A 12,300-nucleotide genomic window follows, 5' to 3' on the forward strand; every position below is an offset into this window, starting at 1 on the left:
ATGCAGATGGTCATTTTCGGTCTTACCGTCACGTCCTCATGGGGTAACGGCCATGCCACCTTATGGAGGGGACTGATCCGCGCCCTCGCCCGACTGGGATGGTCCATCACCTTCTTCGAACGCGACACCCCCTATTATGCCGGGACGCGTGATCTCGATCATCTCGATGGCGGCAACGTCGTTATCTACCCGGACTGGGAAGACATCCGCCGCGTTGCTGAGGGCGCGATGAAGCAAGCGGATGTGGTCGTCGTCACCTCCTACTGCCCCGACGCCGTGGAGGCCTCGCGGTTGGCGCAGCAGGCGGGTCGCGGACTGCGTGTCTTCTACGATCTGGACACGCCGGTCACGCTATCCCGCATCGAACAAGGCGAGCGTCCTCCCTATTTCGGGCCAGAGGGTCTTGCCGATTTCGACCTCGTCTTGAGCTACACCGGCGGCTCGGCGGTCGACGCGCTGAAGTCGGTTTTAGGCGCCCGCCAAGTGGTGCCGCTCTACGGGCATGTCGATCCCGACCAACACCGGCCGGCAGAGAAGCGGGCCGAATTCGCCGGCGATCTTTCCTATCTCGGCACCTACGCAGCGGATCGCCAGGCCGGCGTCGAAAAGCTGCTGGTCCGCCCGGCCGCGCGCCTGCCTGACCACCGCTTCATCATTGGCGGCGCGCAATATCCGCAGGAATTCCCATGGAGCGACAACATCTTCTTTGTCAGGCATCTTCCGCCCGCCGATCATCCGGCTTTCTTCTCATCGTCGCGCCTGACACTGAACGTCACCCGCGAAGCGATGGCGCGAAAGGGCTGGTGCCCGTCGGGACGGCTCTTCGAAGCGGCCGCGTGTGGGGCTGCCATCGTCACCGATGCATGGCCGGGCCTCGCGGAATTCTTCGAACCCGGTCGCGAAATCCTGTTGGCGCACGACACGGATGATGTGGTCGCCGCATTGCGATTGCCGGAGCGCGAACTCGACCTCATTAGAAGGCGTGCCCGCGAGAGGGTCTTGGGCGAACACACTTCCGCCCGGCGCGCGGCGGAACTGGATCGCATCCTGAGCGACGCCTTTCAAAAATCTCCCGGCGAACCGATGAAGGAAGCAGTCTGATGTTGGGCATCGTGCCCGCTGCCGGGCGTGGCAGCCGCATTCAACCACTCGGCTTCTCGAAAGAGCTGCTGCCGGTCGGCAGCCGGGTGGATGGGCAGACCGAGCGTCCCTGCGCGGTGAGCGAATATCTGGTGCGGCGGATGGTGCGCGCCGGCGTCGACAAGATCTGCTTCATCATCGGATCCGGCAAATCCGACATCCTCGAATACTACGCCGCCGGTTATGGTGACGCCGCGGCCCTTTTTGTCGTGCAGCCCAACCCAGTTGGGCTTTGCGATGCGATTTTCCGGGCAGCCCCCCTCGTCGCGCCCGACGAGGTCGTCCTGGTCGGCCTTCCCGACACGATCTGGTTTCCCGAGGACGGCTTCTCCCGCCTGCCCGACAACTCCCTGTCATTTCTGCTCTTCCCGGTGGACCGCCCCGAATTCTTCGATGCGGTGGTTCTCGATGAGAGAGATCGGGTGAAGGAAATCCAGGTCAAGCGGCAAGATGCTGCCACAAACTGGATCTGGGGGGCGTTCAAGATGCCGGGCCGGACCTTGCACGAGCTTGAGGCACTCTGGCGCGAACGGAACCGATGCGACGAATATATCGGCACCCTGATCAACGCCTACCTGGCTGCCGGCGGTGGAGCCTACGGTGTCAGGGCTGGAGTCTCCTACGTCGATGTCGGTACGTTCAACGGCTACCGCACGGCTCTTCGGCTGCTCGAGGACGGCGCCGCATCCGAACAACATCGGACCACCATTGTTGTGCCTGGGGCACACCCGCACGTGCCCGTCGTTCCGGGTGAAGGAGCCTGAACCATGCTGCACTCCGACGCTGAAATCCGCCGCCGCATCGATGCGCTCGGGCCATGGTTCCACAACATGGAACTGGCCGGTGTCGAAACCGCTCCCAACCATTTTCTAGGCAATTACCCGCTGATCAAATGGCGCAAATTCGCCGATGCCATTCCCGCTGATCTGACAGGAAAGGCGGTGCTGGATATCGGCTGTAATGCCGGCTTCTACTCCATCGAGATGAAGCGTCGAGGTGCTGCCCGTGTCCTTGGCATCGATTTCGACGAGGCCTATCTGGCGCAGGCTCGTTTTGCCGCCGAGATCGCGGATTGCGATATCGAATTCCAGAAACTTTCGGTCTACGACGTCGGCGCCCTACGTGAGACATTCGATGTCGTGCTGTTCATGGGGGTGCTTTACCACTTGCGCCATCCCTTGCTTGCGCTCGACCTGATCCGTGAGCATGTCGCCGGTGACCTGATGATCTTCCAGTCCATGCAACGCGGCAGCGCGGATCTGCCCGAGCTGGAAGAGAACTATCATTTCTGGACGCATGACCTGTTCGACCGGCCTGAATTTCCCAAGCTCCATTTCATCGAACACCGCTATGCCGATGATCCGACCAACTGGTGGATTCCCAACCGCGCCTGCACCGAAGCGATGCTGCGCAGCGCCGGCTTCGAGATCGTTCTGCATCCCGAGCACGAGGTCTATTTCTGCCGCGCTGCCGGCGAGCCGGGCGGAGGCGGCGCGATCTATCCGTCGAAAGGAAAGCTCCATGATTGAAGCCGCGATGATCTGGAACGAGCCCAACAACAAGTCGCATTGGGACCCCGAGCTCGACCCCGATTGGAGCCGCTTTGCCAGCATGGCGATCCTGTCGGCGGACGCGATCGCGTCCGAGAACCCGGCTCTGACAAAAGTGCTTGGCGGCATCTCGCCAATCGATCCCGGCTTCATCACGCGGATGAAGGAATTGGGCGTGCTGAACCATGTCGACGCCGTCGCCGTACACGGCTTTCCTCTCGACTGGAACCTGTGGCAGATCCAGGAGTGGCCGCAGAAGATCGGCGAGATCGCGACCGTCACCGATCTTCCCATCTGGGTCAGCGAAGTCGGCGTATCGACCTTCGGCGCCGAGGAAATCCAGGTCTGGGGGCTCAAGCGCACCGCCGATTTGCTGCTCGGCAACGCGCCTCGCATCCAGTGGTACAGCCTCTATGATCTTCCTCGCGAATGGGAAGCAACGACGCGGCATCGCGAAGCGGAGGGCTCCTCCTATTATCGTCATTTCCACATGGGGCTGCTGCGCCAGGACGGGACGCCAAAACCGGCGCTGAAGGAATTCCTGCGCTATACACCCGCGATGGGGCTCGTGCAGTGGTTCCATTTCGAGGACCCGCGGCTGGACGATGCCATTGCCTGGATGAAGCGGCTCGGCGTCACCAACATGCGCACGGGGCTTTCCTGGGCGGACAGCTTCCGGCCGAATGCGCTGGACTGGTTCGACCGGCAGATGGAAGCACTCGTCGATTTCGAAGTGACGGTCACCTTCTGCTTCACACCAGGGCATCGCGGAATGATGCCCCACCACACGAGCCCGCCGCTGGTACCGGAGGAATTCGCGGAATTCTGCGCAACCATGATCCGCCGCTATGCGCCTGCCATGACCTCCGCCTCGCTCCCGACGCGGCCGGCGTCTGCCGCGTGAAAGTGTCATGCTGCCCATGCACAAGGCGCCTGACACATTGGACGAATTCGCGGGACCGTCGATGGGTGGGGATGCCGCGTACGGCACCGGGACGCGACCAGCCACCACACTCACCGTCCTCAATGTCGCCTACCCTCTCGCGCCCGTCGGGCCCGACGCTGTCGGCGGTGCCGAACAGGTTCTGTCGATGCTCGATCGGGCACTGGTTGGCGCGGGTCACCGCTCCATCGTCATTGGCTGCCGTGGCTCCAGCGCGAGCGGCACTCTTGTGGAAACACCGGCTGAAAACGGCGTCCTCGACGAGGCGGCGAAGCATCGCGCGCAACAGGCTCATCGCAAGGCGATCGCCGCTGCCCGCGCCCGATGGCCGATCGATGTGGTTCATCTGCACGGCATCGATTTCGATGCCTATCTGCCCGACGATGGTCCGACCTTGGTGAGCCTCCACCTGCCATTGGACTGGTATCCGGCCGAGGCGCTGCGCCCGGCGCGCGACGACCTATGGCTCCATGCGGTCTCAGCCGCCCAGCACAAGACCGCGCCACCAGGCGCCAGATTGGCGGCGCCGATTCCGAACGGCGTCGACATCGAAGCGCTGAACCTGCTTCAGCCGAAGCGCGACTTTGCCCTGGTTCTGAGCCGCGTCTGCCCGGAAAAAGGTATTCACCTGGCGCTGGATGCGGCCAAACAGGCGGGTGTGCCACTGGTCATCGGCGGCAAGGTCTATCCCTATGAAACGCACACGCGCTACTTCCACGACGAGGTCCAATCTCGTCTGGACGGCCGCCGCCGCTTCCTGGGTCCGCTCGGTTTTACCGCCAAGCGGCGCTTTCTCAACGCAGCGCGCTGTCTGGTCGTTCCGAGCCTCGCCGCCGAGACCAGTTCGCTTGTGGCGATGGAGGCCCTGGCCTGCGGCACGCCGGTGGTCGCTTTTCCAAACGGTGCGCTCCCGGATGTGATCGAGCACGGCAGGACGGGTTTTCTCGTCAACACTGTCGACGAGATGGCCCAAGCCATTCTTGCTGCGTCCAGCCTGGACGCCGAGACATGCCGGGCCGAGGCGCGGCGGCGCTTTTCGCTGGAACGGATGATCTCGTCTTATATGGACGCCTATCAGGCGCTGGCAGAACTTGGCACCGATCGCCGGCGCTTTGTTGCGGCACCGTGAGCAAGGCGGTGCTGCGCTGCGAAATCATCGGTGACCCCGCACAATTCGAGGCCTTGACGCCGCACTGGTGGAAACTGTGGGAGCAGAGTTCCTCGGCGACGCCGTTTCAATCCCCCGCCTGGCTGGTGCCCTGGTGGCACGCATTCGCACCCGGTGAACTGGCGACAGTCGCGGTCTGGCATGGCGGCGATCTGGTCGGGCTGGCGCCGCTCTATCTCGAGCATGGGATGTCCGGTTCGAAGCTGCTTCCGGTCGGCATTTCGCTCAGCGACTATCTGGATGTCCTGGCTGTCCAGGATGTCCAGGCGGCGGTCGTCGCCGCAATTGCCGAAGCGATCCTCTCGGTCGAGTGGTCGCAGTGGATCTTGTCTGATCTGCCGCAAAACAGTGTCGGTCTTGCGATCGCGCATCCCGATCTGAAGATCGACGCGCCAGTAAATCATGCCGCCTGTCCCGTGCTCGCCGTCGCCGGCGACGAAACATTGGCCGGCTGCGTCCCCGCCCGGCGCAGGCGCCAGTTGCGCCGGGCGCGCCGGGCCGCATCCAAACGCGGCCGGATTGCGTTTTCGTCGCCTCGGAGTGACCACCAAAACTTCCTTAACCAGCTGATCCGCCTGCACGATGCGCGCTGGGCAGGACATGGCGGTGGTGTGTTGGCCAATGCTGCGGTTAAGCAATTCCACCGGCTCTCGCTTCCCTTGCTCGATGCTCACGGCCTGGTGCGATGCTGGCTTTTCGCGATCGATGGCAGGACTGTCGGCGCTTACTATGGATTTCACCACCGCGGCCGTGCCTATGCCTATCTCGGCGGCTTCGATCCTGCCTATGCCGAGGAGAGCCCAGGCGCGATCCTGATCGGCCACGCGATCGCGGAGTCGATCCGCGAAGGTGCGCGCGAGTTCGATTTCCTGCGCGGCCAGGAGGCCTACAAATATGGCTGGGGCGCCGGTGACAGGTGGACGATGCGCAAGCTCTGGACACGGAGTTGATGCCATGGGTTTAAACGTGCCGAGATCCGCGCAGCGCCGGAGATCGGTAAGACTGGCGGTCGAAGACTGCATGGGCGATGGGGTCAGCGCCGAAGCTGTTCTCGCCCGGTTGGCGCTCTACCTGCCGCCTACGATTGGAGCCGCGGAATTGGCGGAGATCATGCGGAAAATCCGTCCGGCGGATACCGACGAAGCGGAAAAACTGCGAAAAATCGCCGGACTGCTGCGCCGCAAGCCGGGCATTTTTACCATGTTGCGGGCGACGGGCGGCGCCGTTCGGCATGAACGCGCCAAGGACGAGACGGATGCCGCCGTCGTCACGCGGCTGGCCTCGAGCTTTGATGCCGCCGCAGCGATTTCGGGAGCCGCAAGTGTGCAACTGGCATCTCTTGGCGATGAGGAAAGATTGTCAGCGACGACCGATGAAATCGTTGCATGGCTGGAGGCGCTAGAATTCACCGGAAGCGACCGAAATATTCTGGACATCGGTTGCGGCATTGGGCGTTTCGAGCGCGCGTTGTCCAAATCCTTCGGGCGGATGGTCGGCATCGATATATCCTCGCGAATGATCTCCATCGCCTCCCAGCAATGCGCCGAACTCAGCAATGTCGAGCTGCGGCAGACCTCCGGTCTCGACCTGATAGAATTCGGCGACGCCAGTTTCGATTGCGTGCTGGCGGTCGACAGCTTTCCCTATCTGGTGCTGGCCGGCATGGCTGAGCGGCATTTCGAGGAAATTGCGCGCGTTCTGAAACGGCCGGGCTGGCTTGCGTTGCTGAACTATTCCTATCGGGGATCGCTTTTTTTAGACCGCGCCGACATCGGTCGCCTGGCGCAAGCTCACCGGTTGCGGGTCCTCATCGACGGTGAGAAGCCGTTTCGGTCATGGGATGGCGACGCCTTCCTGCTTGCCGGGCGAGACGGAACATTACAGCGCCATGCCAGTTCGGACGTCGAATAAAGGCACGTTAAGAGCGTCCCCAATTCGAAGGAGATTTTCATGGCATCCGACGGCAAAAAGCATTTCGGGCGCGGCAGCCAGGGTAAGGGTACCGGCGCCGGCGCAATGACCAATCTGCCCAAGGACAAGATCGAAGAGAACGCGGTTTTGTCCAATCGCGACAAGAAGCAGCACAGCGAAGAACGTGGGCTGGACGGCAATCGAATCAAGTCCGATCAGTATCAGGATCACGCCGCGAACCATTTGCCCAAGGAGTAAACGGCCTTACGCCCTCTGCGTGGTCCGCAACGATGCAGGTCATACAAATAACCTGTGCAAGGACCGCCCGTGACATTCTCAGCGGTGGACATCGGCTTGTAATGCCAGGCGCTTATCACCACACTACGATCAAGGGACCGCTGTCTATCAAGAGAATGTGATGTCTCGTTCGAACGACGATACCACGGATCCGCATGTCGAGATGGCAGTGGATCAGGAGATTGCTTCCCTCCTGGCCGCCATTGAGCGGGAAAAGATTCCAGACCGGCTGACCAAGCTGGCGATCGAATTGCAGAACGCGCTTGTCGAGAAACGTCGGCGCGATGTGAGGAACTGACTATCTGCGACTGTCGATCTCGATATCAAGCTGGCCATCTGACAGCTGATTTCGCCTTTCCATCAATGTCTGTAATGAGCTCTCCCCAAGGAGCTCCAGAATGTTGGCGCGGGCACGGTTCAGCCGGCTTTTGACCGTCCCTACGGCGCAGCCGCATATTTCGGCGGTTTCCTCATAGCTCACTCCCAAAACGCCAATCAGCATCAGGACCTCGCGTTGGTGTTCAGGCAGCTTTTGAATCGCGCCGTGAACTTCCTTGCTCTGAACGGTCCATTCCTGGGTGGCTTCCGAAATCGGCCTCGAAGACGCGCAATCGAGCAGGCCCGGCGCTTCCCGGGCAGCGATCTTGACACGGGTGTAATAAGTGTTGCGCATGATGGTGAAGAGCCAAGACTTCATGCGTGTACCGGGTTCGAACTTGTCGATGTTGGCGAGCCCTTTGGTCAACGTCTCCTGCACAAGGTCGTCGGCGTCGTCTGGAACGCGACAGAAGGTGCGCGCGAAGGCGCGCAGGGCAGGTATCAGGTCAACGATGGAAACTTCATTGGTTTCCTGGTCGGCCAAAAGGTAGCCTCCGGATGACAATGGTCCAGCTCCCAGAAGAAAGAGTGAATGAACGAAGTCAGAGCTAAATGCATGGAGGTTTGCTTCGTTCCGGCTGCTGGAAACAACTCTTCGGAAATTCGACAAGCACGGGGATGCCAGCCGACGGTCGTGTCCGGCGCGGCCATTCCTTCATGGGAACAAAGCCTCGCATCGGCGGTTTGGTGAGCTAAGTGCATCAACCTTCCGTCATCGATCGAGGACATGTCATGGCCAAATCCGCCCATCGCTCCGCTCGTCAATCGGCAAGTGGACTGGACCAAAATAGCGCGCGCGGAAATGGCGGGGAGCTGCACCAGATCGTTGGAAGCGAGACGCCCACTCTCACCACTGCGCTCGGAACGCCTGTCTCCGACGATCAGAACACGTTGCGGATCGGCGAACGCGGACCGTCCCTGATCGAGGACTTCCACTTTCGCGAGAAGATTTTCCACTTCGACCACGAACGCATCCCGGAAAGGGTCGTTCATGCCCGCGGCTATGGCGCGCATGGTTATTTCGAGACCTACGAGTCACTGGCCAAATACACACGTGCGGACATTTTCCAGCGAGCCGGTGAAAAGACGCCGGCCTTCGTACGGTTCTCGACGGTTGCCGGCAACAAGGGTTCGTTCGACCTCGCCCGCGACGTGCGCGGCTTTGCGGTCAAGCTCTACACCAAGGAAGGCAATTGGGATCTGGTCGGCAACAACATCCCGGTCTTCTTCATCCAGGACGCCATCAAGTTTCCCGACCTGATCCACGCCGCCAAGCAGGAGCCGGACCGCGACTTCCCGCAGGCCCAGACCGCACATGACAATTTCTGGGACTTCATCAGCCTGATGCCGGAATCGATGCACATGGTGATGTGGATCATGTCGGATCGCGCGATCCCTCGCTCCTTCCGCTTCATGCAAGGCTTTGGTGTGCACACATTCCGCCTCGTCAACGCCAAGGACGAATCCACCTTCGTCAAGTTCATCTGGAAGCCGAAGCTCGGCATGCAGTCTGTGGTCTGGAACGAGGCCGTCAAGATCAATGGCGCCGATCCCGACTTTCATCGCCGCGATCTATGGGACGCTATCCAGTCCGGCAATTTCCCGGAATGGGAGTTGACGGTGCAACTGTTCGATCAAGCATTTGCCGACAGCTTCGACTTCGACATTCTGGACGCAACGAAGATCATTCCTGAAGAGGTCATCGAGCCGATCCCGGTCGGGCGGCTGGTGCTTGATCGGATGCCGGACAATTTCTTCGCCGAGACCGAGCAGGTTGCCTTCATGACGCAGAATGTGCCGCCCGGAATCGACTTCTCCAACGATCCGCTCCTCCAGGGCCGCAACTTCTCCTATCTCGATACCCAATTGAAAAGGTTGGGGGGCCCGAACTTTACCCATATCCCGATCAACGCCCCGAAGTGCCCGTTCGCCCATTTTCAGCAGGACGGACACATGGCCATGCGCAATCCGGTCGGTCGGGCCAATTACGAACCGAATTCATGGGGACTGGGACCGCGCGAGGATCCGCAACGCGGCTTCCGTTCCTTCGCCGATGCCGAGGAAGGGCAGAAAGTACGCCTGCGGGCCGAGAGCTTTGCCGATCACTACAGCCAAGCCCGGCAATTCTTCAACAGCCAGACACCGCCGGAGCAGCGTCACATCGCCATGGCGTTGACGTTCGAATTGAGCAAGGTCCAGGCACCGGCGATCCGCGAACGCATGGTTTCGCATTTGCTGAATATCGATGAGACCTTGGCGACCACTGTTGCCGACAAGCTCGGCATTCGCAACATGCCCGAACCCGCCGAGGCGGCCGTTCCGACACGTGACGACTTGCCGCCGTCGCCGGCCCTCAGCATCATCGAAAACGGACCTGACAGTTTCAAAGGCCGCAAAGTCGGTGTTTTGCTCAGCGATGGAACCGACACCACCCTGTTCGAGGCACTCCGTTCCGCCATCGAAGCGGAAGGCGCCGTTATGGAGGCGGTTGCACCCAAGGTGGGCGGCGTCGAAGCCGCCGACGGTACCCACATCGAGGCCAGGCACATGATCGACGGCGGTCCATCGGTCCTGTTCGACGCGGTGGTGCTGCTCCTCTCCGAGGAGGGCGCCGGGCTGCTGCTCAACGAGGCGACCGCGAAGGACTTCGTGTCCGACGCCTTCGCTCACTGCAAGTTCATCGGCTTCACGCCGGGAGCCGAGCCGCTCATGGCCAAGGCGGGTGTCGCACCAGATGCCGATGAGGGGCTGACGCGGCTGGATTCGGCAGCCTCGGCAAAGACGTTCGTGCAGGCCTGCCGGAAACTGCGGCTCTGGGCGCGGGAGGCAGCTGTCAAGCTTTGATCGGCTGGACCGCCGGCGGTGTCCGCAGGACCCGGGCTGCAAGCCACGGCTTGCCACGGCCACCTATCATCGACTGTCCTTTCCAGCCGCCTGTTTCCGCTGCTTCTTCAGAACCTCGTCGGTTCCGACCAGCTTCTTTGCTCCGCCTGAAATGGTCGTGGATACCACTGCGGGCGGATCGCTCGCCGGGAAAGAATCCTCCAAGCCCGATTGCAGTTGATCCTCGAGCGTCTGGGGCTCTTCGGACCGACCGGGCGTTCTGCGCGTGTCTATCTTCTCCAGCGACTGTTTCCCTTTTGGCGAATCCTTCGCATCGCGGACCAAGGCATAAAGCTGCTCGATCGCGAATTCCTTGATTGGTTCGAAATCGGCCCGGTCGTCCTTCGTCGCCTCGATCCGGTCGACCATGGCTTTCTCGAACCGATCAAGGGCTTCAGCTCCACAGGCGTGGGAAAGGCGCAGCAATGCCTCGTGCAGCATCAGCGGAGTAAAATAAGCCGAGGCTTCAAGCTTGAGTTGCCGTAGACGATCCGGAGTGGCGGCCTGGAATTTTGACATGGACAACGTCCTTTCATAAGCATCTCAACGACATTTGACCGCCGATGTTCCACCACGCCTGAACCTTCACGCGCGGCGAACTATAGGAACCAGCTTGCCACCAGTCCCGCCGATGCCGCAAAAATCGCGAGCGTCGTCACACCGCCCAAGATGTTCGTGCTTGTGCTATTGACCTTGTCTCCCATGATCTTGCGGTTGTTGGTCATGATGAGAATGAGAAGCAGGAGGGGCGGTGTGGAAAACCCTTGCACGATGCCCGACCAGACCAAAGCTTTCATGGGATTGAAGCCGAAGAAGTTGAGCCCGACGGCCACAAGCGTGATCATCCCGATCGCCATATAGAATTTAGGAGCCTGGCGCGGTTTGGCATTCAAGCCATTCTTCCATCCCATCGCCTGAGCGAAATCGAAAGCGGCGCCGGCCGTCATGATCGGAACAGCCAGAAAGCCAACACCAATTATGCCGGCCGCAAAAAGAATTGCCGCCGCATCGCCGGCAAGCGGCCGCAGCGCTTCGGCCGCTTGCGCCGCGGTCTCGATCTGCGTCTGGCCGGCCTTGTAGAGCGTGGACCCCGTCGAAAGGATGATGAAATACATGATCAGATTGGAAAAAGTCATGCCGATCAGAATATCGCGGCGAGATCGGCGCAGTTCGCTCTCAGTAGCGCCCTGGCGCTCTTCGAGGCTCTTTCGGCCCTTGGCGATCTCCTCCTCCACCTCCTGGTTGGACTGCCACGTGTAGAGATATGCGGAGAGCGTCGTCCCGACGATGGCGACGAGAATGGACAGGTATTCGCGGCTGAACTCTATCCTTGGCAACAGCGTGCCGCGCAGGACCGAGGCCGCATCCGGTTTGGCAAGCACTGCGGAGACCACATAGGCGAGCAGAGCCAATGCCAGCCACCGGAACACATTGCGGATCAATTTATACGATCCGAACACCTGCAGGGTAAAAATGACGATCGCAATGGCAATGACGATCAGCGGAGCAGGCAGAGGAACGAACAAGATAATGGCCGCGGACATCGCACCAAGGTCGGCGGCTGCCTCGATCGTATTGCCAATCAGTACCCCCACCAGCACAGACCATAGCAGCCAACGTGGGTAGAAATCGGATATGGCCTTGAAAAGCCCACGGCCGGAAACCTGACCAAGTTTGGAGGAAAGATAGACGACGAGATACATCATCGGCAGCGTGAGGGGTGCCGTCCACAGCAGGTCGGGCCCGAACCGAGCCCCGGCACTTGCGTAGGTGCCAATGGCCGAACAGTCGTCGTCGGCTGCCCCGGTGATCAGTCCCAGCCCGAGAGCCCGGACCACACCGCCTTCTTTTCGTTCGCCTGCCCTTTGGCCCGCATCAGGTGGCCCGCTCATTGGAAGCGCATTTTTGTCAAAGGCACGCAAAAAGTCATGACCAACATTCCAGCCGGATGCTCACAAAGCAGGTTTGAAGCTGCGTTAAGACGAGGCTCGAACCTTTGGTCAGGCTTTTTGTTCCTGGAGAGCGCTGTT

General features: G+C 60.8%; 13 protein-coding genes. 10 read left to right on the forward strand and 3 right to left on the reverse strand.

Going from position 1 to position 12,300, the window contains the following annotated elements; translation table 11 throughout:
• The 9 genes from AC0NIH_RS29210 (at position 1) to AC0NIH_RS29250 (ending at position 7,307) form a co-directional block, all read left to right on the forward strand.
• Complete coding sequence (locus AC0NIH_RS29210; RefSeq protein ID WP_473468506.1) at positions 1-1,101, forward strand: CgeB family protein; 1,101 nt, start codon at positions 1-3, stop codon at positions 1,099-1,101.
• Positions 1,101-1,904 carry a sugar phosphate nucleotidyltransferase gene (locus tag AC0NIH_RS29215; RefSeq protein ID WP_473468504.1) on the forward strand — a complete coding sequence of 268 codons (804 nt, stop codon included), beginning with the start codon at positions 1,101-1,103 and terminating at the stop codon, positions 1,902-1,904. Before AC0NIH_RS29210 ends, AC0NIH_RS29215 begins: the two co-directional genes overlap by 1 nt.
• 3 nt (positions 1,905-1,907) lie before the next feature.
• Positions 1,908-2,669 carry a TIGR04290 family methyltransferase gene (locus tag AC0NIH_RS29220; protein WP_023768123.1) on the forward strand — a complete coding sequence of 254 codons (762 nt, stop codon included), beginning with the start codon at positions 1,908-1,910 and terminating at the stop codon, positions 2,667-2,669.
• Complete coding sequence (locus tag AC0NIH_RS29225; RefSeq protein WP_473468503.1) at positions 2,662-3,594, forward strand: glycoside hydrolase 5 family protein; 933 nt, start codon at positions 2,662-2,664, stop codon at positions 3,592-3,594. The genes AC0NIH_RS29220 and AC0NIH_RS29225 overlap by 8 nt, the downstream gene beginning before the upstream one ends.
• 61 nt (positions 3,595-3,655) lie before the next feature.
• A complete protein-coding gene (locus tag AC0NIH_RS29230; RefSeq protein WP_051508615.1) occupies positions 3,656-4,762 on the forward strand; it encodes a glycosyltransferase in 1,107 nt (368 codons plus the stop codon).
• Entirely contained in the window at positions 4,759-5,751 is a 993-nt protein-coding gene (locus AC0NIH_RS29235) for a GNAT family N-acetyltransferase (RefSeq protein ID WP_473468501.1), read from the forward strand. The genes AC0NIH_RS29230 and AC0NIH_RS29235 overlap by 4 nt, the downstream gene beginning before the upstream one ends.
• A 109-nt stretch (positions 5,752-5,860) precedes the next feature.
• Positions 5,861-6,712: a class I SAM-dependent methyltransferase gene (locus tag AC0NIH_RS29240; protein ID WP_473468499.1), complete on the forward strand. Its 852-nt coding sequence runs from the start codon at positions 5,861-5,863 to the stop codon at positions 6,710-6,712.
• Positions 6,713-6,751: 39 nt separating this feature from the next.
• Positions 6,752-6,970 carry a hypothetical protein gene (locus AC0NIH_RS29245; protein WP_023780191.1) on the forward strand — a complete coding sequence of 73 codons (219 nt, stop codon included), beginning with the start codon at positions 6,752-6,754 and terminating at the stop codon, positions 6,968-6,970.
• A 160-nt stretch (positions 6,971-7,130) separates the two neighbouring features.
• On the forward strand, positions 7,131-7,307 hold the full coding sequence (locus AC0NIH_RS29250) for a hypothetical protein (RefSeq protein WP_023780192.1): 177 nt from the start codon (positions 7,131-7,133) through the stop codon (positions 7,305-7,307).
• Here the strand turns inward: AC0NIH_RS29250 and AC0NIH_RS29255 are convergent, their stop codons facing one another.
• On the reverse strand, positions 7,308-7,871 hold the full coding sequence (locus AC0NIH_RS29255) for a sigma-70 family RNA polymerase sigma factor (RefSeq protein ID WP_023768116.1): 564 nt from the start codon (positions 7,869-7,871) through the stop codon (positions 7,308-7,310).
• 248 nt (positions 7,872-8,119) lie between these two features.
• On the opposite strand from AC0NIH_RS29255, the gene katE reads away from it, so the two are divergent.
• The gene (gene katE, locus AC0NIH_RS29260) at positions 8,120-10,231 is read left to right on the forward strand and encodes a catalase (protein ID WP_473468497.1); all 2,112 of its coding nucleotides are present in this window, start codon (positions 8,120-8,122) and stop codon (positions 10,229-10,231) included.
• 66 nt (positions 10,232-10,297) lie between these two features.
• Here the strand turns inward: katE and AC0NIH_RS29265 are convergent, their stop codons facing one another.
• Together AC0NIH_RS29265 and AC0NIH_RS29270 are read right to left on the reverse strand one after the other, a co-directional pair.
• The gene (locus AC0NIH_RS29265; RefSeq protein WP_473468495.1) at positions 10,298-10,789 is read right to left on the reverse strand and encodes a hypothetical protein; all 492 of its coding nucleotides are present in this window, start codon (positions 10,787-10,789) and stop codon (positions 10,298-10,300) included.
• A gap of 80 nt (positions 10,790-10,869) precedes the next feature.
• Positions 10,870-12,162 (reverse strand): Nramp family divalent metal transporter, encoded by a 1,293-nt coding sequence (locus tag AC0NIH_RS29270; protein ID WP_473468493.1) that lies wholly within the window; start codon positions 12,160-12,162, stop codon positions 10,870-10,872.
• Positions 12,163-12,300 lie beyond the last annotated feature (138 nt).

This window comes from Mesorhizobium sp. WSM1386, assembly GCF_055901595.1.

Coding starts and splice junctions, on each gene's coding strand:
- AC0NIH_RS29210 (WP_473468506.1), top strand. CDS start 1: ATGCAGATGGTCATTTTCGGTCTTACCGTCACGTCCTCATGGGGTAAC.
- AC0NIH_RS29215 (WP_473468504.1), top strand. CDS start 1,101: ATGTTGGGCATCGTGCCCGCTGCCGGGCGTGGCAGCCGCATTCAACCA.
- AC0NIH_RS29220 (WP_023768123.1), top strand. CDS start 1,908: ATGCTGCACTCCGACGCTGAAATCCGCCGCCGCATCGATGCGCTCGGG.
- AC0NIH_RS29225 (WP_473468503.1), top strand. CDS start 2,662: ATGATTGAAGCCGCGATGATCTGGAACGAGCCCAACAACAAGTCGCAT.
- AC0NIH_RS29230 (WP_051508615.1), top strand. CDS start 3,656: ATGGGTGGGGATGCCGCGTACGGCACCGGGACGCGACCAGCCACCACA.
- AC0NIH_RS29245 (WP_023780191.1), top strand. CDS start 6,752: ATGGCATCCGACGGCAAAAAGCATTTCGGGCGCGGCAGCCAGGGTAAG.
- AC0NIH_RS29250 (WP_023780192.1), top strand. CDS start 7,131: ATGTCTCGTTCGAACGACGATACCACGGATCCGCATGTCGAGATGGCA.
- katE (WP_473468497.1), top strand. CDS start 8,120: ATGGCCAAATCCGCCCATCGCTCCGCTCGTCAATCGGCAAGTGGACTG.
- AC0NIH_RS29265 (WP_473468495.1), bottom strand. CDS start 10,789: ATGTCAAAATTCCAGGCCGCCACTCCGGATCGTCTACGGCAACTCAAG.
- AC0NIH_RS29270 (WP_473468493.1), bottom strand. CDS start 12,162: ATGAGCGGGCCACCTGATGCGGGCCAAAGGGCAGGCGAACGAAAAGAA.